The organism is Shewanella mangrovi, assembly GCF_000753795.1.
In the GTDB taxonomy this organism is placed as follows: Bacteria; Pseudomonadota; Gammaproteobacteria; order Enterobacterales; family Shewanellaceae; genus Shewanella; species Shewanella mangrovi.
This window is the reverse complement of record NZ_JPEO01000016.1, coordinates 17,872-40,958: the sequence shown is the minus strand read 5'-3', so window position 1 is coordinate 40,958 and position 23,087 is coordinate 17,872. Positions and strand designations below refer to the sequence as shown.

At 47.6% G+C, this 23,087-nt stretch carries 20 protein-coding genes; 12 read left to right on the top strand and 8 right to left on the bottom strand.

The window, feature by feature from the left end; genetic code table 11:
- Positions 1-2: 2 nt before the first annotated feature.
- Genes HR45_RS15250 through HR45_RS15240 form a run of 3 tightly spaced genes read right to left on the bottom strand, consistent with a single transcriptional unit; the run spans position 3 to position 3,258 of the window.
- Complete coding sequence (locus HR45_RS15250) at positions 3-1,604, bottom strand: carboxyl transferase domain-containing protein (RefSeq protein ID WP_037444721.1); 1,602 nt, start codon at positions 1,602-1,604, stop codon at positions 3-5.
- Between the two features lie 29 nt (positions 1,605-1,633).
- On the bottom strand, positions 1,634-2,803 hold the full coding sequence (locus HR45_RS15245; RefSeq protein ID WP_037444627.1) for an isovaleryl-CoA dehydrogenase: 1,170 nt from the start codon (positions 2,801-2,803) through the stop codon (positions 1,634-1,636).
- 50 nt (positions 2,804-2,853) lie between these two features.
- Positions 2,854-3,258: a MerR family transcriptional regulator gene (locus HR45_RS15240; RefSeq protein WP_037444625.1), complete on the bottom strand. Its 405-nt coding sequence runs from the start codon at positions 3,256-3,258 to the stop codon at positions 2,854-2,856.
- 266 nt (positions 3,259-3,524) lie between these two features.
- Here HR45_RS15240 and HR45_RS15235 point away from each other — a divergent pair, with 266 nt between their 5' ends.
- Complete coding sequence (locus tag HR45_RS15235) at positions 3,525-5,441, top strand: propionyl-CoA synthetase (protein ID WP_037444622.1); 1,917 nt, start codon at positions 3,525-3,527, stop codon at positions 5,439-5,441.
- A 194-nt stretch (positions 5,442-5,635) separates the two neighbouring features.
- A complete protein-coding gene (gndA, locus tag HR45_RS15230; protein WP_037444620.1) occupies positions 5,636-7,165 on the top strand; it encodes an NADP-dependent phosphogluconate dehydrogenase in 1,530 nt (509 codons plus the stop codon).
- Between the two features lie 68 nt (positions 7,166-7,233).
- On the opposite strand, the gene HR45_RS15225 is transcribed toward gndA, so the two are convergent.
- Positions 7,234-8,109: a 1,4-dihydroxy-2-naphthoate polyprenyltransferase gene (locus HR45_RS15225; RefSeq protein ID WP_037444618.1), complete on the bottom strand. Its 876-nt coding sequence runs from the start codon at positions 8,107-8,109 to the stop codon at positions 7,234-7,236.
- Positions 8,110-8,331: 222 nt separating this feature from the next.
- Here HR45_RS15225 and HR45_RS15220 point away from each other — a divergent pair, with 222 nt between their 5' ends.
- The 3 genes from HR45_RS15220 to HR45_RS15210 all read left to right on the top strand — a co-directional run bounded on the left by HR45_RS15220 (position 8,332) and on the right by HR45_RS15210 (position 10,578).
- Positions 8,332-9,216: an SDR family NAD(P)-dependent oxidoreductase gene (locus HR45_RS15220; protein ID WP_052074784.1), complete on the top strand. Its 885-nt coding sequence runs from the start codon at positions 8,332-8,334 to the stop codon at positions 9,214-9,216.
- A gap of 76 nt (positions 9,217-9,292) precedes the next feature.
- The gene (gene tesB, locus HR45_RS15215; protein WP_037444616.1) at positions 9,293-10,171 is read left to right on the top strand and encodes an acyl-CoA thioesterase II; all 879 of its coding nucleotides are present in this window, start codon (positions 9,293-9,295) and stop codon (positions 10,169-10,171) included.
- A 2-nt stretch (positions 10,172-10,173) separates the two neighbouring features.
- A complete protein-coding gene (locus HR45_RS15210; protein ID WP_156104085.1) occupies positions 10,174-10,578 on the top strand; it encodes a YbaY family lipoprotein in 405 nt (134 codons plus the stop codon).
- A gap of 71 nt (positions 10,579-10,649) precedes the next feature.
- On the opposite strand, the gene HR45_RS15205 is transcribed toward HR45_RS15210, so the two are convergent.
- From HR45_RS15205 to HR45_RS15195, 3 genes are all read right to left on the bottom strand, one after another.
- Positions 10,650-12,659 (bottom strand): methyl-accepting chemotaxis protein, encoded by a 2,010-nt coding sequence (locus HR45_RS15205; protein WP_037444613.1) that lies wholly within the window; start codon positions 12,657-12,659, stop codon positions 10,650-10,652.
- Positions 12,660-12,912: 253 nt separating this feature from the next.
- Positions 12,913-13,449 (bottom strand): chalcone isomerase family protein, encoded by a 537-nt coding sequence (locus HR45_RS15200; protein ID WP_037444611.1) that lies wholly within the window; start codon positions 13,447-13,449, stop codon positions 12,913-12,915.
- 51 nt (positions 13,450-13,500) lie between these two features.
- Entirely contained in the window at positions 13,501-13,980 is a 480-nt protein-coding gene (locus HR45_RS15195) for a DUF2947 domain-containing protein (RefSeq protein WP_037444608.1), read from the bottom strand.
- Between the two features lie 455 nt (positions 13,981-14,435).
- Here HR45_RS15195 and HR45_RS15190 point away from each other — a divergent pair, with 455 nt between their 5' ends.
- Positions 14,436-16,007 (top strand): methyl-accepting chemotaxis protein, encoded by a 1,572-nt coding sequence (locus tag HR45_RS15190; protein WP_037444605.1) that lies wholly within the window; start codon positions 14,436-14,438, stop codon positions 16,005-16,007.
- Positions 16,008-16,140: 133 nt separating this feature from the next.
- Here HR45_RS15190 and HR45_RS15185 read toward each other — a convergent pair whose 3' ends face one another.
- Complete coding sequence (locus HR45_RS15185) at positions 16,141-17,010, bottom strand: aldo/keto reductase (protein WP_037444603.1); 870 nt, start codon at positions 17,008-17,010, stop codon at positions 16,141-16,143.
- 589 nt (positions 17,011-17,599) lie between these two features.
- On the opposite strand from HR45_RS15185, the gene pseB reads away from it, so the two are divergent.
- The 6 genes from pseB to pseH are packed head-to-tail and all read left to right on the top strand — an operon-like array spanning position 17,600 to position 23,087.
- Positions 17,600-18,595, top strand: a complete 996-nt coding sequence (gene pseB / locus HR45_RS15180) for a UDP-N-acetylglucosamine 4,6-dehydratase (inverting) (RefSeq protein ID WP_037444602.1) — start codon at positions 17,600-17,602, stop codon at positions 18,593-18,595.
- Positions 18,592-19,755: a UDP-4-amino-4,6-dideoxy-N-acetyl-beta-L-altrosamine transaminase gene (pseC, locus tag HR45_RS15175; RefSeq protein WP_037444600.1), complete on the top strand. Its 1,164-nt coding sequence runs from the start codon at positions 18,592-18,594 to the stop codon at positions 19,753-19,755. The genes pseB and pseC overlap by 4 nt, the downstream gene beginning before the upstream one ends.
- Positions 19,752-20,483 (top strand): pseudaminic acid cytidylyltransferase, encoded by a 732-nt coding sequence (gene pseF, locus HR45_RS15170; protein WP_052074782.1) that lies wholly within the window; start codon positions 19,752-19,754, stop codon positions 20,481-20,483. The genes pseC and pseF overlap by 4 nt, the downstream gene beginning before the upstream one ends.
- Positions 20,480-21,505: a UDP-2,4-diacetamido-2,4,6-trideoxy-beta-L-altropyranose hydrolase gene (gene pseG, locus HR45_RS15165; RefSeq protein WP_037444597.1), complete on the top strand. Its 1,026-nt coding sequence runs from the start codon at positions 20,480-20,482 to the stop codon at positions 21,503-21,505. Before pseF ends, pseG begins: the two co-directional genes overlap by 4 nt.
- On the top strand, positions 21,502-22,554 hold the full coding sequence (gene pseI / locus HR45_RS15160; RefSeq protein ID WP_037444595.1) for a pseudaminic acid synthase: 1,053 nt from the start codon (positions 21,502-21,504) through the stop codon (positions 22,552-22,554). Before pseG ends, pseI begins: the two co-directional genes overlap by 4 nt.
- Positions 22,551-23,087, top strand: coding sequence for a UDP-4-amino-4,6-dideoxy-N-acetyl-beta-L-altrosamine N-acetyltransferase (gene pseH, locus HR45_RS19115; protein WP_052074781.1), 537 nt, complete (start codon positions 22,551-22,553; stop codon positions 23,085-23,087). The genes pseI and pseH overlap by 4 nt, the downstream gene beginning before the upstream one ends.

Sequence of the window (23,087 nt, the reverse complement as noted above, 5' to 3'; positions counted from 1 at the left end):
TCCTAAATTCTGAACACGCCAAACTGAGTGGCTTCGCGTGGCGCATGAGCCGCCGCGTTGAGCGCTAAACCCAATACGTCACGAGTCTGAGCGGGATCTATGATGCCGTCATCCCATAGACGCGCGCTGGCGTAGTAGGGATCGCCTTCCTGCTCATATTTATCAATGATAGGTTGCTTAAAGGCGTTCTCTTCGGCATCGCTCCAGTCGCTACCTTGGCGTTGCAGTCCGTCGCGTTTAACCGTCGCTAATACGTTGGCCGCCTGTTCTCCGCCCATAACGGAAATGCGCGCATTGGGCCAACTCCACATCATGGTGGGATCATAGGCGCGGCCGCACATACCGTAATTACCCGCACCGTAGCTGCCACCAATAATGACGGTGAACTTGGGCACATTAGCGCAGGCCACTGCCATCACCATCTTGGCTCCATGTTTGGCGATACCTTGCTGCTCATACTTTTTACCCACCATAAAGCCGGTAATGTTTTGCAAGAAAATCAACGGAATATTGCGTTGGCAGCAGAGCTCAATAAAGTGCGTGCCTTTTTGTGCCGACTCAGAGAATAGAATGCCGTTATTGGCAATAATGCCGACATTGTGGCCATGCAGTTTGGCAAAACCACACACTAGCGTGGTGCCGTAGTTCGCTTTAAATTCATCAAAATCTGAGTCGTCCACAAGGCGGGCAATCACTTGCAGTACATCGAATGGCTTTTTCAGATCTGTGCCGACAATGCCATACAGTTCTTCAGCACTGTAGCGTGGCGGCTTACTGGCTGTTTGAAACGCTGTGCGATTACGGTTTAAGCGACTAACGGCATTGCGTGCCAGCTGTAGGGCGTGGGTATCATTCTGCGCTAAGTGGTCTGCTACGCCGGACATCCGAGTGTGTACATCGCCACCGCCGAGTTCTTCAGCTGAAACTTCTTCACCGGTAGCGGCTTTCACCAACGGCGGCCCTGCGAGAAAAATCGTGCCCTGATTGGCCACAATAATTGACTCATCCGCCATTGCGGGCACATACGCCCCACCGGCTGTACAAAGCCCCATCACCACCGCAATTTGGGCGATACCTTTGGCCGACATGCGCGCTTGGTTATAGAAAATGCGCCCAAAATGATCGCGGTCGGGAAATACTTCAGCCTGTAAGGGCAGGTAAGCTCCGCCTGAGTCCACTAGATAGATGCAAGGTAAGTGACAGCGTTCGGCAATAGCTTGTGCGCGCAGATGTTTCTTCACTGTCAGCGGATAATAGCTGCCACCTTTGACGGTCGGATCGTTGGCGACGATCATGCAGTCGATGCCGCTGACGCGACCAATACCTGCAATCACTCCCGCCGCTGGCACCGCGGTTTCATATACCTGATGTGCTGCAAATTGGCCAATTTCGAGAAAGGGGGAATCGGCATCGAGCAGGCTGGCAAGCCGCTCTCGCGGCGCTAGCTTACCTTTAGCACAATGTCTGGCGAGTGCGGCACTACCGCCACCCGCCATGACCTGTTCTGTTTGTTGGTAGAGTTGTTTTACTAGCTGCTGCATTGCTTGGTAGCGTTGCTGAAACTCGTCGGAATTTGAATTTATCTGGCTCGCAATCACACTCATCGCCATCCTGCTCCTTAATGCCAAAGTTGTTAGCAGCTTTCCTGATAGAGTTCGCGGCCAATTAACATACGGCGGATCTCTGAGGTGCCAGCGCCGATTTCGTAGAGCTTGGCATCACGTAGCAGCCTGCCAGCAGCATAATCGTTGATGTAGCCGTTGCCGCCGAGTAATTGAATGGTGTCGAGCGCCGCTTTAGTGGCTGCTTCGGCGCTATAGAGGATTGCGCCAGCCGCATCTTTACGACTGACATTGCCTTTGTCACAGGCGCGCGCCACACTGTATACATAGGCTTTGGCGGTATTCATGGCGGTGTACATATCGGCGAGTTTGGCTTGCACCAACTGAAATTCACCAATGGCTTTGCCGAACTGCTTGCGTTCAGCAGTATAGGGATGGGCAATATCGAGACAGGCGGAAATAATACCGAGAGGCCCACCAGCAAGCACTAAGCGCTCATAATCAAGGCCACTCATTAGCACTTTGACGCCCTGATTGAGTTCGCCAAGTAGATTCTCTTTGGGAACGAGGCAGTTGTTAAACACTAACTCACAAGTGCTGGAACCGCGCATACCGAGCTTGTCGAGCTTCTGAGCGGTGCTGAAACCGCTAAAACTGCGTTCGATAATAAAAGCGCTGATACCATGTGCGTCAAGCTCAGGCGCGGTTTTCGCATAAACCACCAATACGTCGGCATCCGGGCCATTGGTGATCCACATCTTGCTACCATTGAGGCAAAAATGGTCACCATTATCAGTGGCGCTTAAGGTCATCGACACCACGTCTGAGCCGGCATTTGGCTCACTCATGGCTAAGGCGCCGATATGTTCACCGCTGATGAGTTTAGGTAAGTATTGCTGCTTTTGCGTGTGGCTACCATTGCGGAAAATCTGGTTTACACACAGGTTGGAATGTGCACCGTAGGAAAGGCCAACAGAGGCTGAGACGCGAGAGATCTCTTCCATGGCGATAACGTGGGCAAGATAGCCCATACCTGCGCCACCATACTCTTCACTAACGGTAATGCCGTGTAAGCCCAATGCGCCGAGTTGTGGCCATAGTTCGGCCGGAAAACGATTTTGTTGATCAATTTCAGCCGCAATTGGCGCGATAACATTCTGGCTGAAATCTGCTACGGCATCGCGTAGCATGTCGAGTTCTGCGGTAAAGCCAAAGTCTAGCGGCGTGTAGCTGGTCGCCATGTATATTCTCCGTCACTGACATGGCCTTACGTCAGCACGGAGCAGGCAACTTATTGCTTCGCGGCGATATCCGCAAGTGCCTGACGACATTGACTTTCGGCTGACGAGAGTTCCATCAGCACTATTTTGATGTCGTCCATCTGCTGCTGTAAGGCGGTTTTTTTATCCTCTATCAGTTGCAACATAGTATTGAGTTGTGAGGTGCTGCCTTTTTCGGCATCGTACATCTCAAACAAAGTACGCGTTTCTGACAGAGAAAATCCCAGTCTCTTTCCTCGTAAAATCAACTTCAGGCGGACTCTATCTTTCATGCTGTAAATCCGCGTTTGGCCTCGGCGTTTGGGCTTAAGCAGTCCTTGGTCCTCGTAAAAACGAATACTTCTCGTCGTGATATCAAACTCTTTTGATAATTCACTGATCGAAAACGAGGTAGATGGACTTGGCTTAATACTCATTTGCTACGGCTTCCTGCTAAATTACAACAACCTAGCCAAGATATATGAAGTTTACGTAAAGGTAAAGAAAACGTTATCTAATTTTAGACAAGTTTTTGAAATTTGCTGCAACGATGAACGTGCAATGCGGGATCTTGGCTTTCCCCCGATTATTTCAGGGTTTTAGGCTAACGTCTAATAGGGAGTGCTTAAAAAAGCAACCCATAATGTCCGTGGGGAAGGAAGGGGTGTTTTTGCCGCAAGGCAGTCCGTGGGAGGACAGTTGAATGACAGATCCAGGTTTAGCCCTGTATAAAATGTCGCTCGATGACAAAAACGCATTTTGGGGCGAGTGTGCCAAGCTCATTGATTGGTACCAGCCCTGGGAAACTGTACTAGACGAGAGTAATAAGCCGTTTTATCGCTGGTTCAGTCAAGGAAAACTTAACACATGCTTCAACGCTGTTGACCGACACGTCAACAATGGGCGAGGCGAACAATTAGCTATCCGCTATTTCAGTCCGGTCACCGATACTGAATATGCGGTGACCTATGCGGAACTGCAGGCGCAAGTCAGTCGTTTAGCTGGCTATATGCAGTCTATTGGCGTAACCAAAGGTGATCGTGTGGTGATTTATATGCCGATGATCCCTGAAACGGTATACGCCATGTTGGCCTGTGCACGCTTGGGTGCAATTCACTCCGTGGTATTTGGTGGCTTTGCCGCCAATGAGTTGGCGACGCGTATTAACGATGCCAAACCCAAACTTGTGTTGAGCGCCTCTTGCGGTGTAGAACCTTCAGGTGTGGTGCCGTATAAGCCACTGCTCGATAAAGCATTACAGCAGTCTGAACATCAACCATCCAACTGTCTTATTCTACAACGTAGCCAATATCAAGCTGAGCTGCAGCAACCGCGTGACCATGATTGGCAACAGTCAGTGTGTCAGGCGCCAGCGGTTGACTGTGTAGCGGTAGAGGCCACTGATCCGCTGTACATTCTGTATACCTCTGGAACAACCGGGCAACCTAAAGGGGTCGTAAGGGATAACGGTGGGCATGCGGTCGCACTCGCTTGGTCGATGAAGCATATTTACGATATTCAAGCTGGCGATACTTTCTGGGCGGCATCTGATGTCGGCTGGGTGGTTGGCCACTCCTATATCGTTTATGCACCGCTATTGGTGGGGGCTACGACTGTGTTGTATGAAGGTAAACCAGTGGGAACCCCAGATCCTGGCGTGTTCTGGAAGACCATTGAGCGTTACCAAGTGAAGTCGTTTTTTACTGCACCAACGGCTATTCGCGCGATTAAACGTGAAGATCCCAATGGTGAATTTGTAGCAAAAGCGGATTTAACTTGTCTTAACAGCCTGTTTTTAGCAGGTGAACGTTGCGATCCTGATACCTTAAATTGGGCGTCTGAGAAGTTAGGCAAGCCGGTGATTGACCATTGGTGGCAAACCGAAACTGGTTGGCCGGTCGCTGCTAATTTGATGGGGGTCGAACAGATTACCATTAAACCGGGATCGCCCGCACGGGCAGTACCTGGCTATCAGGTGGAAGTGTTAGATGAATTTGGTGAGCAGGTTTCTGCTGGTCAGTCTGGTAACGTGGCCATCAAATTGCCATTACCGCCCGGTACTCTGACCACGCTTTGGCAAAACGATAAACGTTACGTCGACAGCTACCTGAGCATGTATCCCGGCTATTACTTAACCGGTGATGCAGGCTATATGGATGAGGACGGTTACCTCTATATTATGAGTCGTATTGACGACATCATTAACGTAGCGGGGCACCGCTTGTCGACGGGACGTTTTGAAGAGGTGTTATGTCAGCACGCCGCGGTAGCCGAGGCTGCCGTTATTGGTGTCGACGACAACCTTAAAGGGCAGGTACCGTTGGGACTTGTAGTGCTGAAAAATGGTGTCGATATTAGTGAGGACCAACTCCATAAAGAGTTAGTGGCGCTAGTGCGACAAGAGATTGGCCCAGTGGCCGCGTTTAAACTGGTAAGCGCAGTGCAGAAGTTGCCTAAAACGCGTTCGGGCAAGATTTTGCGCGGCACCATGCGTAAGATTGCTGACAACAAGGACTTTACACCACCAGCGACGATTGAAGATCCGCAAACGCTTGATTTAGTTCGTTCTGCGTTAACGCGAATGGGGTATGCCGATGCCTTGCTTAAGCAACATGCTTAAGTTTGTTTGAATAAAAGACCCGCAATTGCGGGTCTTTTTTGTTATCTATGAATTATTCAATCGTTTTTTTCTTTATTTAACATCGCCACTATCTGTTTGCATCGGCATTAGCTGATTCAGTAGAATGCAATTAATTATTGTATGCGTAGCACATTTTTTGCAGTTGTGTGAGCAGTATTTTGGTGGAATACACTATGGAACCCAAGTTAGAAGCAGCAGATATCGGTGTAATTGGTCTGGGCGTCATGGGCAAAAACCTAGCGCTTAATATCGTTGATAATGGTTTTTCTGTTGCGGCATTTGATCTCGATAAAGCTAAAGTTGAAGCTGCTGAACAGCAGGCCGCAACGGAAGTGGCAGGTAGGGAAACCCGCTTGTTTGGGGTTGAGTCCTTGTCTCAGATCTTAGCAAGTGTTAAAGCACCACGCGTATTTCTTTTGTCTGTACCCGCTGGGCGTGCCGTTGACAGTATCTGTGATGCGTTGATTGAAGCGGGCGCTATTGCTGAAGATATCGTTATCGACACCGGTAACAGTCTGTGGACTGACACCGTTGCGCGTGAGAAGCATTACCAAGGTAAATTGACCTTCTTTAGCTCAGCGGTTTCTGGTGGTGAAGTTGGCGCACGTTTTGGGCCTTCACTGATGCCAAGCGGAGACAAAAAAGCTTGGCAACGTATCGAGCCAATTTGGACCGCAATTGCCGCCAAAGTAGATGCTGACACAGGTTTACCGCTTGAGCGCCATCAGCCGGGAGAAGTCATTGAACAAGGCGAAGCTTGTACTGCATACATCGGCCCCGCGGGTTCTGGCCATTACGTGAAAATGGTACACAATGGTATCGAATACGCGGATATGCAGCTGATCTGTGAAACCTTCCACTTTATGCAAACTGGCTTGGGTATGAGCACAGTTCAGATTGCGGAAGTATTTGAACGCTGGAACAAAGGCGTGCTGAACAGCTATCTGATTGAGATCAGTGCTGAAGTTCTACGTCAGGTTGATCCGCAAACTGACAAGCCGCTGGTGGATATTATCCTTGATAAAGCAGGGCAAAAAGGGACAGGGCTGTGGACTGCCGTTAGCAGTTTGCAACTGGGTTGTCCTGCATCAACGATTGCTGAAGCCGTGTATGCGCGTTCAATGAGTACTCAGAAAACATTGCGTCAGCAGTTGGCAACGTCTTTGACCGGACCAGCTATTGCAGCGGTTTCTGCTGAAGAACAGCAAGCGACGATTGATGCGTTGGAAGCGGCCTTGTACTGCGCGAAAGTAACCGCTTACGCACAAGGTTTCCAGATGATTGCAATGCAAGCCAAAGAGCAACAGTGGGAGTTGGATTACGCCGCAATCGCGCGGATCTGGCGTGCAGGTTGTATCATTCGCGCTGGTTTCCTGCGGACGATTTCTGATGCTTTTGAGGCGGATGCGGGCATTGAAAACTTGCTGCAAGCAGAAGGTTTTGCCAGCAAGCTCAACGAGCTGCAAGGACAGTGGCGCCAAGTTGTTGCTCAAGCAGTGGTGAAAGGTATTCCAGTGCCGTGTATCAGTTCTGCGCTGGCTTATTTTGATTCACTGCGTTGTGAAGTTCTGCCAGCCAACTTGTTACAAGGTCAGCGTGACTTCTTCGGTTCACATACTTTTGAGCGCACCGATGCGCCAAAAGGCGAGTTCTACCATATCACTTGGAGTGAATCGCCACGTAAGCTGGTGAAAATGAGCTAATCACATTCAGTGACAGTGAAAAAAAAGGCTTCCAAGTGGAAGCCTTTTTAGTATGGAAATCTTGGCGGTTAGACCACAAACACCAATCCAAAACTGAACAGCGCACTAAACATCATCGTTAGTTTGGCGGTTTTACCTAATAGTGGATTAAGTGATGCTCCTGAATACTGATAAAAATCAGACGACAGTTTGCGTGCCATGATTAAAGACAAACCAGCTAATAATACTGGAAAGCCAGGAAGTTGCCCCAATAGGAAGCCCGCGATAATTAAGCCAAATGGCAGATAAACCAAGGCCTGATACATCACTTTAGCTTGGGCTTCACCAATGCGTACTGCTAAGGTTTTTTTCCCGGCTTTGGTGTCGGTGAAGATGTCACGAGTATTGTTTACCAACATAATTGCAGCGTTCAGTAACCCTACGGCGCTGCCTAGCAACCAAGAAGCTGTAGTGGTTTCACCGGCTTGCAGATAGTAACTGCCGACAACAGCGACTAAGCCAAAGAATACAAATGCTGCCAGCTCACCCAAACCGTGCGATGCCAACGGGTAAGGACCACCACTGTAACCTAACGCTCCGAGCATAGAAGCTGCGGCAAGAATAGCTATTGGCCAACCACCGTGCCAAATCAAAAATGACCCTACAGCCAGCGATAACAGCAAACATAGTGTCATTGCATTACGCACAGCAGTAGGCGCCAGTAAGCCGCTTTGGGTGACGCGTGTTGGCCCGACGCGTTCTTCGGTATCAATGCCATTTTTATGATCAAAATAATCGTTGGCCAAGTTAACGGCAATCTGTAACAGCAGGGCACAGACCATTGAGGCCACGGCGACCCAAATACTAAACTTTTCCAGTGGCAGTGCTAAAAAGTTGCCTACAAGCAGCGGCCCAGCTGCGGCTGGCAGCGTACGAGGTCTGATGGCAAGAATCCAAGGGTTCATTCTAACTAAGTCTACTCATCACAACGTAATATCCTTATAGGATAACAATTTCTGTTGTGAAAGTTAGTACAACACGATTAATGCATGTAAAAGAGTTTGATTTAGCGCACATTTGCGAGGCTGTTAACTCACCAAAATAGCACCATAATCAATGAGTGCTCAGGGGATATCTGAGGTTAACAACCAACAGATTGAGGCGATAGCTAACCGATAGGAGCGGTTATGATGCGCTTTAATAACAGAACCATTGTCATCACCGGCGCCGCGTCAGGATTAGGGCGGGCATTTGCTATTGCGTTAGCGCAGCGAGGTGCTGAGCTGATACTGATCGATAGCCATTCAACGCAAAACATCAAAGCTGCGGTGGAAGCGTTGGGCGGACGTGTAAGTTGTTGGCTATGTGATGTTGCCAACGAAGCCCAAGTCGAACAAACTACCCGTGAAATTCTCAAATCTTACGCTCATGTAGATGGCTTATTGCTGTCTGCTGGTATTCATCTGCCCAATGAACTGGAAAAGATGCCGACACAGGATTGGCGGCGGCAGATTGATGTCGACCTAGATGGGGCGTTTCTGTTGAGCCGTGCATTTTGGCCGCTTATGAAACAGCAAAACTACGGCCGAGTGGTGTTACTAACCGGCGCCAGCGCTTTGTTTGGCGATCAGTTTGAATGCGCTTTTGCTACCGCTAAAATGGGCTTACTTGGGCTAGCCAGTTGCATGAGCCAGGAAGGCGCCGAATACAATATTCACGTCAATACGCTTTGCGCACAAGCCTTAACCCCCATGACCTCGCAGCATCTCGCTTCAGAAGTCGCACCAATGTTTTCTATGGAAACGCCAGTTGCGGCGGCTACCTATCTTCTCAGCGATGAAGCACCTACTGGGCAACATCTGTTAGCCGCTGCGGGCAGTGTCAGTCGTGCGTTTATGACCCAATCTAAACCGCATTACTTTCAAGCGGCGGACTGCACCGCCGAAGCCATTAGCAAAGCCTGGCCTAAGTTGCTTGAAACGAGCGCGATGATTGCGAGCAAAAGCGGCGAAGATCAGATTGTTAGGTGGGCGAAGTCCGCATCAAAAGAACATGGTGTATTGCTCAAATAGCGCATGTTAGGACTGGTATTTAATCATGGGTCTGCGGTAATCTCTGTGGCAGAAGGATTTCAAAACAGGGTGATTCATGAGTCATGTTCTAGATGAGCTGATGTCGTTGTTGGCATTAGAACGTATTGAGACAGGTTGGTATCGCGGCCAAAGTCAGGATTTAGGTTTTGGTCATGTGTTTGGTGGCCAAGTGATGGGGCAGGCGCTAAGTGCAGCGCGACAAACGGTGCCCGCAGAGCGTAACGTGCATTCGTTGCACTCCTATTTCTTACGTGCAGGCGATGAGAAACTGCCCATTATTTATGACGTCGAAAATGTTCGCGACGGCGGCAGTTTTAGTGCGAGGCGCGTTAAAGCTGTTCAAAAAGGTCGTCCTATTTTTTACATGACCTGTTCTTTTCAAGTCGAGGAAAAAGGCTTTGAACATCAATCGGCTATGCCTGATGTTCCCGGTCCAGAGGGCTTGTTGAACCAGCAAGAACTTGCGATGACCATGCGTGATAAAGTGCCGCCAAAAATGCTTGAGAAGTTTATGGCAGATGCACCAGTCGAAATGCGTTTGGTTAATCCGCTTACCCCTGTCGCTCCAAATGAAACTGAGCCACATCGCTATGTGTGGATGCGCGCTAACGGCAAGCTTCCTGCCGATCACGATATGCATGATTACTTGTTGGCTTATGCGTCTGACTTCAATTTCTTAGTGACGGCTGCACAGCCACACGGCGTGTCATTCTTAACGCCGGGAATGCGCATGGCGACGATTGATCATTCAATTTGGTTCCATCGTCCGGTGAATCTTAATGATTGGTTGCTGTATGCGATTGAGAGCCCGAATGCTTGTGGTGGGCGCGGTTATGTTCGTGGCCAGTTTTTTGATTTACAAGGAAGGTTGATTGCATCAGCAACACAGGAAGGCCTGATGCGTATGACGGATCCAAGTGCGAAAAAGGACTGAAAATGAAATTGCTTAAAGGTGTATTTGCAGCACTGATGTTGTTGAGCGTGGTTGGCTGTGTCACGGTTGAACCCGACCCGCCAGTGGTGATCAATGGCGCCGCTGGCTATCGTGAGAAACTGACCTTGCCTCAAGGTTGTTCTATCACTATTGCCGTGATTGATTTGGACACGCCCGGCGTCATTATTGCGCAGAAAACCTTTAACGTGGCGCGTGCTCCTGTGCCATTCAAATTCATTTTGCCCGCTGACACCATTAGCAGCAGTATCAATTACGGCGTGGTGGCGCTAATCCAGTATCAGAATAAGGTTATTTTCCAGACCTATGATAAGTATCCGGTGATAAACAACGGTAAGAACACTGTGGAAGTTGTGATGAAAGCCGTTCCGATTGAAAATCTGCGCTAAATATCGACATCAGCTAAGCGTTACCAATAAAAAAGGTGCTATTACTAGCACCTTTTTTCATGTGACAGGAACTACACCTTAAAGACGCTGATTTGGCGTTTCAGTGATGATGCCAGTGAAGCCAGTTCATCAGCGGAAGTGACTGTACTGCTGGCCCGAATCTCACCCTCCTTCGCCAATTCGCTGATTTCATGCAAATTACGGGTTACATCTGCAGCCACTGAACTCTGTTGCTCTGTGGCGCTGGCAATGCTGCTTACCGACACTGCGAGGTCGGCAATACGCTCGGTAATCGCGGTTAACTGCTGATTTGCGGCAGTACCTTGTTCAGTAGATTTCATGCCTAACTGATGGCTTTCATCCATGCGCGACGCGGTATCTTTCACCTTAGACTGCAGCTGCAAGATGGTTTGACTGATTTCAGAAATCGAGGCCTGAGTACGACTTGCTAGCGTTCGAACTTCGTCGGCGACTACCGCAAATCCACGGCCTTGTTCACCCGCGCGAGCAGCTTCAATCGCTGCGTTCAGTGCCAACAAGTTGGTCTGTTCCGCAATGCCATTGATAACTTCGGTGATTTTATTAATCGATTCACTTTCTTTAGCGACACCTTCAACGGCCTCATGGCTTTTCGTCAATTGCAGTGACAAGGTTTCGAGGTCCTTCACGACCTGTACCAACGCCATGTGTCCCTCTTGTGAGGCAACATCAACCTGATGGCTTTGGTCTGCACTCTCATTGGCATGCGTAGCTACGTCGCGGATAGATGTCGACATCTCTTCGATAGCTGTCGCAATTTGGTCGGTTTGCGCCATCAGCGCGTTAGCTTCTTCGCCGTTCAGTCGGGCAATTTCTTGTGACTGACTGGCCTGACTCTCAATGGTTTGTACTGAGTCGAGCAACGAACGGATAAGTTTGCGTAAGTTTTGCGTCATCATGCTAGCGCTGTAACTGATGCGATCGACTTCATTTTGGCTGTTTTGATTAACCTGCGGCAGATCCACACTCAGATCGCCCTTGCCGAGTTCTTCCATATGGGTTTGCAAACGGCGCAGAGGTTTTACTGTGTTAACCAGCACCAGCGATAGCAACGCGGTAATGGCAATAATACCAACGGTGGAAATGAGTAGGCTGAGTAACAGCAATGACCAGCTTTCTTCATTTAGCTCAGCGTATTTCACTTGGCCGATAATGACCCAATCCCATCCGGGAATGAGCGCACTAAGACTGGCCATCTTGACACCATTGTTGCTGGTAAATGAGGTCATTTGATCGTAATCGCTGAGCAACTTACGCAGCGGCAGGCCATTGAGCTGGTCATCCGCAATCGGGCTGCCGATTTTCAACGATGGATGAGCTATTAACACATCGTCGGCCTTGCGTACCACCATGTAATAGCCGGACTCTTCGATTTTGAGTTGCTTAACGGATTCCTGTAACTGTTGCAAAGAATCGGTGATATCAAAGCCAATGTAGAGAATTGCGACGACATTGCCCTGTGGATCTTTCATCGGGCGATAGACGGTCATGTAGTCTTTGCCAAACAACTTGGCATAACCTTCATAGGTCTCACCATTCATCAGCATATTGTAGCCTGGGTGTTGTTTCCCAAGATAAGTGCCTACGGCACGACTACCATCTGCCTTCTTCAGCGAGGTTGAAATACGCAGAAAATCATCACCGTCGCGCACGAACACAGTGGCGTTACCACCAGTTAATTTCGCATAACGGTCAACTTTACTGATTGACGAGTTAATTTGCTCATTGTCTTGCATTAAGGCGGGCGTATCCTTGCCCATTACTCTTACTGTTTTATTTTCTGGTTTGTAGAACTGACCAGGATACATTCCTCGAAATACATCTGAATTACGTCTGGCAAGCGTCAACAGCGTGTCATATTGCAGCTTTAATAGATCTTCAACTGACATCATCTGTGCTTCCACAGCAGACAACGCCTTATCCCTAAGAGCATTAGAAGCGGAAATATAAGATATGGAACCGATAACACCAAATACCACGATGGTTAAAATGAAGGAAAGCGTTCCTATCTGCTTGGCGATAGGCCAATTACGGTAGTTCATGTCTTTTCTCTTATTATCAGTAGATTAGTTTTCGTCGCACTGGGCCCCCAATACCACCTCCCAGATAGACTTCATTACTCAGGTTTTGCGTTTGATGATTATAGACTGTATCGACCGATGAAAAGGTTTTGTTAGTTCAAATCCTTGAGAAATAACTAAAACAGGATTTTCGATTGAGGAGTGCGTTTTGAGGAAACAAGGAGAGAAGTAAGCTGCGACTCAACTCGGGTGCAGTTGAGTCGCCAATGTAGAACTATTTTGCGGCTAACATCGCTTTTTTGAGGCTTTTTTGCGCCGGTTTATCACCCAACCAAATTTTGAGTAACGCGGTTCTGAATTGCTCATTACCGACAGTTGCTTGCAGGGCACCATTCTTATAGGCCGTAACCCCTTTATCCTTAGCAAAGACCAACAAAAACTGGTCACCGACCTTAATTTCGGCCTTAAACAAGCTAATAAACTGTTCTATTTCACTGCTGATGGGTTGGATATTGCCTTTAGTCGCATCATCAAAGCCTTCACGAATGGCATCTTCCATTTTTTCTGAGGTGATGAGTCCTGATAAAATGGTGAGATTGATTGCAGCGTAAGGAGCATTGAGTACTTGCTCCACCGATGAGGTCTTATCGCTGATATAAAGGCTGCCAACATAAAGATCCATAAAAAATTTGCTACGTACACCGGCACCATTGAGCGCTAGTGCTGGCATTCCGTCTAGCTGCAGATGTTCAGCAACATCGGTATCAGCAACTTCTCGAGCCAAGGCTGAAAATGATTGGCTACAAAACATGAAGAGGCAACATAAAATGATTTTTTTCATATAAGTTCTCGTTGTGATTAATCAACCGCGTAAGCCGATATCACAGCTACCATCTTGATGAAACCAAACTGCTTGACGGTGCTGACTACTAATAAAGAGCGGTTCGTTGTCATTAAATAAAAAACACTTCCAATTTCGTTTGAAACATCCCCAAGTCGTTTCAATAACGTCATATTTTTCATAGCAGAAAAATACTTTTGCATCTTCTGGCCACTCGATAAATTGTGCAATCAATTCGGGCAAAGCTTGGTCATCGCTGTCCCACGCAGCTTGCCACTCATCGGATTGATGCCATGTGCTTGTACGGGTAGGCCAGTCGCCTTTGGCGAACTCTTCTGGTGAGACACTTTTGTTGCTTACTAAACGATTCCACAGGTCCATTGCTGACTTTTGTGTCAGTGGCTTAATTTGTAGTGCGTCCGCTTCAGAGACGGGTAATTCATGGTGATTGAACATCCAACGGCGGCGGTATTGCTCTAATGGTTGGTACGTAAGCGACAAACTAACACTCCCAAAACAAGGTAATGGCGCAATTATATAGAGTTACAGCTCGACGACCAACTTTAAGCGCCTGCTATAAATTGTGGTGAATAGGAGAGCGCGAATCAGTTGACGTAATTGATGGTAATGATACTGGACGATATGGGTCATCAAATGACTGCTTGGGCTTGCGTAAAACCGTTACAAATCCGCTCGTTCTCTATGCGCAAGACTTAATTTGACCTTAATAATGACTGAACTCTAAAACGCGATATTGGCAAATTTTGCCGCAACTATAGGCCTGCAAACGGAAAATTCATCCATCTAAATTTGTAGAATTCTTAATCGAAAAAAAACCATGCAGTTTGGCTTGAGTTAGCTAAGTTTTATCCGTATCTTACCCGGCTTTTGTAACTTTTTACTGGTCAGACTAGATTGGCCGTGCATTAACAACTGGACTCAGAGAGCAAGCTTTCATGCGTTTAAATCAACCTGTAACTCAAAGGGAGCGAGTACTATCTGATAAGGACATCTTGCTTACCACTACCGATCTTCGCGGCAACCTCAAATACGCCAACAAGGCGTTTTGTGACGTCAGCGAATTCAGTCAAGACGAAATCAAAGGTCAGCCGCACAATATTGTTCGTCATCCAGATATGCCGCCGCTGGCATTTGAAATGCTATGGAAACGATTAAAGGCCGGCAAACCATGGATGGGGATTGTGAAAAACCGTAGCCGTAACGGCGACCACTATTGGGTGAACGCTTATGCGAGTCCAGTAATGGAAAATGGTGAAATTCATGAGTTTCAGTCGGTTCGTCACAGCGCTACACGAGAGCAGATTGATACTGCCAGTAAAATCTATCAACAAATCAATCAAGGTCGCAAACCTGCTGAGTTGCGTAAGCCTGTTCTGGGGTTTGCCCGGGCACTGCAGTTTGTTGGCTTAGCCTGTGTGCTGTTAACGTTCGCAGCGACATTTTTCTCACCTTGGTTAGGTGTTGTGAGTGCGCTTTTCTGGTTGGCGGCGAGTCAGTGGTTATTGGCGCCATTTTTTAAGTTGGTAAATGGAACGCGTGAGATTGTGGACGATCCGCTGGCGCGTGCAGTTTATACCGGCAGACAGGATGAGTTAGGGCAGCTTAGCTTGGTGTTAAATTATCTGTCTGCGGAGACTGGTGGCGTTATTGGTCGCATGGCTGACTCCAGTAGTGCGATTACAGGCCGTAGTGAAGAGCTATTAAACGCTTTGCGTGAAAATACCACGAGAGCTGAAAACCAACAGGCACAGACCGGCCAAGCTGGCACGGCAATGTCAGAAATGACCGCGAGTTTTAACGAAGTCAGTGGCAATTTGCAACTCGCGTTGACGGAAATGCAATCAAGCATGCAGGCGACATCCTTGGGGCATGAAAGCCTAAGAAAGGTAATGTCGTCTATCGATTTACTTAATCAGCGAGTTGTCGAGTTTTCGACCGTGGTCGACGACTTGCAACAAGACAGCAAAGCCATCAGTGAAGTGTTGGAAGTGATCCGTAATATTGCTGATCAAACTAACTTGTTAGCACTGAACGCCGCCATTGAAGCTGCGCGTGCTGGAGAAGCGGGCCGGGGATTTGCGGTGGTGGCGGATGAAGTGCGTAGTCTTTCCTGCCGCACCAGTGAGTCCACCGGCCGGATTGAACAGATTATTGCGAACTTCCAAAGTACAACCAAAGATGCGAGTCAAAAAATGCAAGCCAGCGAAGCTGATGCCAAAAGATCTGTTGAGCTTGCTGAAGAAGCAAATCAGGTATTTGAATCGCTTAAACATTCAAATCATCGTTTAGGCGAAATGACGGAAGCGAATGCGGCGGCAGTGCAGCAGCAGTTGATCGTCGCAGAAGAGATTAATCGAGCAATTCATACTGTAAGCGATTTAGCGGTAGAAAGTGCCGAGCAAACCGGACTCGCCGAAAGACGCAGTGAGCAGGTGAGTCGTCTCGCTGTGAAGAGCAGTGTGTTATCAGAGCAATTTTGGCTTCAAAGCATCTGTCGTAAGTTGTAATCGTCAGCGTTGATGCAAAAAAGCGGCGAGTTATCGCCGCTTTTTTGATAGATAACCATTAATGTACGTTGGGCATTAGGCTTAATTCGACCGACATAGCGCTAGCGAGTAAACCGCATCTGCCTGATGTGCACTAATCGTGGATTTTGACGTTGTTGCAGCCACGAACAAACTGAGGATCAAAATGTTTGATGGCGGGGCCAACATAACCAAGATCCAGTGAGCTGATTTGCTCCATTTCAGCATCGCTTAGGGTGAAATCCCAAATGTCGAAGTTTTCTTCGATACGGGCTTGCTTGGTGGATTTAGGGATCACGGTCACACCACGTTGCACGTTCCAACGCAGAATTACTTGAGCGATTGACTTACTGTGTGCTGCGGCGATGCCTTGTAGCATCTCATCTTCAAATGGCTGATAACGACCACCACCTAATGGCGCCCATGCTTCTGGCTGCACATTATAGTGTTTCATGGTTTCCAGCGCTTGGGGTTGCGCAAAGTATGGGTGTAGTTCAACTTGGTTAACCATTGGCTTGATACGCACAGTTTCACAGAAGTTTGTCAGCACGTGAGCGTAGAAGTTTGAAACACCAATGGCTTTCAATTTGCCCGCTTCATACGCATCTTCCAAGGCACGCCAAGCACTGAAGTAGTCTTTCATAGCTTGGTGTAACAGGTACAGGTCAAAGTATTCCAGCCCAGATTTCTTCAGTGAGGCATCAATTGCTGCTTCGGCCATGTCGTAGTTGGCCATATCCTGCACCCACAGTTTTGAGGTGATAAACAGCTCTTCACGGGTACACAACCCTTCTGCAATTGCTTCGCGTACCGCGTCACCAACAGCATCTTCATTACCATAAACTGCCGCAGTATCGATCAGGCGGTATCCGGTGCGAATTGCTGCCAGTACTGATTGTTTGCATTCTTCTTTATCGGTGACTTGAAAGACACCGAAGCCTTCCATAGGCATTTTGAGGTTGTTACTTAATACTGCATATTCCATAGTGGAATACCTCCGTTAGGATGATTGAATATGGATATAACCTTGCTATCCATACCCTAAAACGCGTAACTATTTGGAATCTCATCGTGATGATAAGTTCATCGCCAAATGCTTACCGAACTGAACATGATGTAAGCTTAGGCCAAGTGTTGGCTAGGCTAACGCAGTTTCACTGAAAGATTGTTATGATTATTTCAATGCATTAATGAATTATTTTCATTAAAATGGTCGATTTCAATATTCTGAGATGTTTTGCCGCATGGGATGTTGCAACCTCGCATCAGTATGCGCCAATCTGGTACTGTGGCAGTTAAAACAGCCGATATTGTTTAGACACGTTACTCAGCGAACGAGAAATTAGCGTGTTGTCGTTATACAACCCAATATTTGTTAACGGATTCCGTTTAGTGGTGTATTTTCGAACCTAGGTCTGTAACTTGATGAGCCTTAAGTGATATTTTTCACGTATGCTCATTACTAAGTAATCTTAAATGCTTTTTGGATGTCCAACTAACGATTACATCCAATGGTCTCTGATAATAATATGCTAACTGCAGTTGTCATCGCCGTGTAATTAAGGGTGCGAAATATGTTCAATAATAAAACAATCCTGATCACTGGTGGTACGGGGTCATTTGGAAGGAAATATACCGAGACCTTACTTAAACGCTATTCACCTAAACGATTAATCATATTTTCGCGTGATGAACTCAAGCAATATGAAATGCAACAGGAGTTTAATGCGCCATGCATGCGTTATTTTATTGGCGATGTTCGCGATAGCCAACGTATGGTTCAGGCGATGAATGGCGTCGACTATGTTATTCACGCTGCTGCGATCAAGCAGGTGCCGGCCGCTGAATATAACCCGATGGAATGTATAAAAACGAATATCCATGGGGCGGAAAATGTTATTCACGCAGCGATTACCAATGGAGTTAAGAAGGTTATCGCTTTATCGACTGATAAAGCGGCGAATCCTATAAATCTTTACGGTGCCACTAAGCTTGCTTCTGATAAATTGTTTATTGCTGCTAACAACGTCGTAGGCACTGGAGTGACGCGTTTCGCTGCTGTCAGATACGGCAATGTCGTTGGTTCCCGAGGTTCGGTGGTCCCCTTCTTTAAAAAATTAGTAAATGAAGAGGCTGATTCACTCCCTATTACCCATCCAGATATGACCCGTTTTTGGATTACATTGCAGCAAGGGGTCGATTTTGTTCTTAAAAATTTTGAGCGGATGCAAGGTGGAGAGATTTTCGTGCCTAAGCTCCCTTCGGTGCGAATTACAGACTTAGCACGAGCTTATGGCCCTGATAAAAAACAACATATTATCGGAATAAGACCCGGGGAAAAATTGCATGAAATCATGTGTCCTGCTGATGACTCTCATCATACTTTAGAGTTTGATGACCACTTTGTTATTACGCCGAGTATTAAGTTTTTTGGCCGTGAAAATGATTTCTGTTGTAACGCATTAAATGAAATTGGAGCTCCAGTAAAGCAGGGGTTTGAATATAACTCCGGCAGCAATCCTAGATTCCTGAGTCTTGATGATATCTTGGCAATGGAAGCCAACGCATGATTAGCTATGGTAAACAAGATATCAGTGACGCTGATATCGCGGCCGTTGTGGATACGTTACGTTCAGATTTTTTAACTCAGGGGCCTAAAGTCCCTGTTTTTGAACAAGCCATTTGCGAACTTACTCAGTCTGCCTATTCTGTCGCTGTCAGCAGTGCGACCGCGGCGTTACATCTTGCCTGTCTGGCATTAGGTGTTGGCGCAGGCGACGTTGTCTGGACTTCACCTATTTCATTCTTATCTTCAGCCAACTGTGCCTTGTACTGTGGGGCCGATATTGATTTTGTAGATATTGAGCCGACTACAGGCAATATGAGCGCAGATGCTTTGCGAACCAAATTAGTGTTGGCTGAACAGCAAGGCACTTTGCCGAAAGTGATTATTCCCGTGCATCTCGCCGGTCATAGTTGTGATATGCAGGCGATTGCAGCGTTGGCAAAGGCATATGGCATAAGCATTATTGAGGATGCATCTCATGGAATAGGGGGCAGCTATTTAGGGCAGCCTATAGGTTGTTGTGAGTATGCGGACATCACTGTATTCAGTTTTCATCCGGTTAAGATAGTCACGACAGCTGAAGGCGGTGTTGCAACAACCCAACGTGCAGAACTTGCCGAGGCAATGACCCGACTGCGCTCGCATGGTGTGGTTCGTGAGTCATCAAGCTTGTTAAGGCCTGATGAAGGCGATTGGTATTATGAACAACAAATGCTGGGCTTTAATTATCGAATGACTGAGCTACAGGCGGCTCTTGGCTGTTCGCAACTACAGCGTTTAAACCAGTTTGTGGTTAAGCGAAATGAGCTAGCATCATTGTATCAGCAGTTACTTATGGCGTTACCTGTTACGCCTATCGAACCGCTTGATGCGAGTACCAGTGCCAGACATTTACAGCTCATTCGACTACATCAGCCTAAGCTACGTAAAGCGATATTCGAGTTTATGCGTAGTGCAGGGATCCAAGTGCATGTGCACTATTTTCCTATTCATTTACAGCCTTACTATATGAAACGTGGCTTTCAAGTAGGGGATTTCCCCAGAGCAGAGGCGTTTTATCAAGAGATTCTGACACTGCCATTGCATCCCGGTTTAACTATTGAGGATTTGTCTTTTATTGCCGATAAACTTAAACAAGGATTTGAGGTAGGAATAAAAGTATGACGGCTGCTGTTGATTTAACGCACTGCTCCTGTGTCGCAATTATTCCGGCACGCGGGGGAAGTAAGCGAATCAAACATAAAAATATCCGTTTATTCGATAATATTCCTTTGATCGCACACTCGATCAACACTGCAATGAAAAGTAACTGTTTTGATGCAATCGTAGTATCAACCGAAAGCGATGAAATTGCCGCTGTGGCAGAGCAATATGGTGCGTTAGTGCCATTTCGTCGTCCCAAAGCGTTGGCTGATGATTTTATTGGGACGACTCCTATTGTGCAGCATGCTTTGCAAGCACTTAGTGAGTTAGGGGCCAATCCGACCTCTTGTTGCTGTATTTATGCCACCGCTCCCTTAATGTCCGCAGAGATGTTACGGCAAGCGAAAGCTACGTTACTTGCTGATGATACAGTTGATTTCGTGTTTTCCGCCTGTGAATTTTCGTTTCCAATTCAACGTGCACTACTAACAGACTCACATGGCGGCGTTGTTCCGTTTGATCCTGAGAGTATTGGTAAACGTTCACAAGACTTAGTCAAAACCTATCATGACGCTGGTCAATTTTACTGGGGGATGACGAACGCTTTTTTAGCGCCTCAGCCGGCGGTATTTGGCCCACGTTCTCGCATGCACTTGTTACCGGATTATTTAGTTGCAGATATTGATACCGAAGCGGATTGGCGACGAGCTGAGTTGTTGTATCGCCTATTGCAGCAGGAAAGTGCATGAAGGTTGTTATTCGAGCCGACGCTTCAACAAGTATCGGTACTGGGCATTTGATGCGTTGTTTGGCGCTAGCCAAAGCGTTATCTGCAGACAATCAGATTACTTTTATCTGTAATCAATTGGAGTCCGCACTAGCGGCAACTATTCGTCATCAAGGGTTTCAGTTGCATATGCTGCTAGAGTCATTGGCAGATGAAACCTTGCAGGCGAAAAGATGTCTGGATTTGTTAACCGATGACGTCGAATTACTGATCGTCGACCACTATCAACTTGGAGCAAGTTTTTGCCGCACGATGAGGCAGAAATGTCAGCGTGTTATGGTCATAGACGATTTAGCCGATCGTACACACGACTGTGATTTACTGTTGGATCAGAATTTTTTGCCTGATATGCAGCAGCGCTACAAGCATTTAGTTCCGGTTAGCTGCAGATGTTTGCTGGGGCCACGTTTTGTGCTGCTTAGGCAAGAGTTTTATCAGGAGCCCGCTCGTCAAAGAGATCGTTTGTTGGTGTTTTTTGGCGGTGCAGATGAAAAAAATCTCACTCGTCGGGCATTGTTGGCTGCTCAGGAACTTGGCGAGTTAGCTCCGGCCATCGATGTGGTCCTAGGTGCCGCAAACCCTTGGATTAGTGAGCTATCGCTTGAATTTGCTAATATTCCTCGAATTTCTTGGCATATAAATTGTTCCTATATGGCACGGTTAATGGCTCGCGCCAGTTTGTCGCTCGGCGCGGGCGGAGGAACACATTGGGAGAGAGCGTTTATGGGCGTCCCCTCTTTCGTTATCACAGTTGCTGAAAATCAGCGTGCTACCACTGCTTATTTGGCTGAGCTCGGTGCTTGTCGCTGGTTGGGAGATGACACTATATCGACAGCAGATATCAAAGCTGCTTTGGCAACTGCTTTTAATGCACCTCAAGAGTTATCGATACTGGCAGCTAACGCGCGCAAAATTATGCCCGCTGTCGCTGGCAGCTCTTCTGTGATAGATGCCATATATGAAACGGTAGGATATGGAACATGACAAACAATATCACCATTGGCGATATACCGATTGGTGGCGGACATCCACCAATGATTATCGCCGAGCTATCCGGCAATCATCATCAATCACTCGATACCGCCAAGGCAATGATTAAAGCGGCGGCGAGTACCGGTGTGCAAGCGATTAAGTTGCAAACTTATACGCCTGATACCATTACACTCAATGTTGCTCGGGATGAATTTCTCATCACTGATGCCGATAATCTGTGGCAAGGCAAAACACTGTACCAGCTGTATGGCGAAGCGATGACGCCGTGGGAATGGCACCAAGCGTTATTTGAGTATGCCGCGTCCTTAGGCTTATTGGCATTTAGTACCCCATTTGATGAAACTGCCGTCGAATTTTTAGAGTCGTTGCAGGTACCGTGCTACAAAATTGCCTCGTTTGAAAATATCGATCACGGTCTGCTGCGCGCGGTTGCCCGCACTGGCAAGCCGGTCATTATGTCAACTGGGATGGCGGATGTCGCCGAGTTGGCTGAGAGTGTGCAGGTACTGAGAGATAACGGTTGTCAGGACTTAATCCTGCTTAAATGCACCAGTCATTATCCTGCTGACCCAGTTGATGCCAACTTGATGACCATTCCGCATCTCAAGCAGTTATTTGATTGCCAAGTGGGATTGTCTGATCACACCGCAGGCATCGGTGTTGCTGTCGCAGCGGTGACGCTGGGTGCCAGCGTGATTGAAAAACACTTTGTGTTAGACCGAGCGGCAGGTGGCGTAGATAGTGCATTTTCACTGCAACCGGAAGAGTTCAGTGCATTAGTCACTGAATGCAATCGTGCCCGTATCGCAGTCGGGCACGTTCGTTATGGCTGTACCGCCAAAGAGCTCGATTCACGTAAGTTCCGCCGTTCGCTATACATCAGCCAAGATTTAAAAGCGGGTGATGTCCTCACTGTCGATAATCTGCGTTCAGTGCGGCCCGGATTGGGTCTCGCACCAAAATTTTTGCCGCAGTTGTTAGGTAAAACCGTCAACCAAAATGTGTCTGCCGGTACGCCGATGCAGTGGGAATTGATATGAGTTGGCCGGCAAGTTTTACGCGTTACGGCGTGACACTTAAGCCGCTGACGGATGAGATGTTAGAAACCGTACGTGGTTGGCGTAACGATCCGGTGATTGCCACCCAGATGCTGGATAAGCACTACATCACTGCCGAGGAACAACAGCAGTGGTTTGCCCGCTTACAATGTGATCGCAGTCGAGCCTATTGGGTGGCGTGGTTTAAAGATGAACCGATTGGCGTAGCATCGTTAGTGGATATCTCGCTGGAACAGGGCTGCGCCGCACCCGGCATGTACATCTATCCAGAACGCTATCGCAACAACATCGTGCCGTTTTGTGTCGCCTTTGCTTTGAATGATGTTGCTTTTGAAGTGCTCAAATTGAATTTGTTGCATGGCAAAGTCTATGCAAGCAACCCAGCTTCTTTGCGCTTTCACCTGAAATCAGGCTATCAAGTGTCAGAAATTCGAGATGATTTGATCTACATGCAGCTAACATATGCTGATTATCAGACCGCAAGAACGCCAATTGCTAGATTTATAAGGTATTGA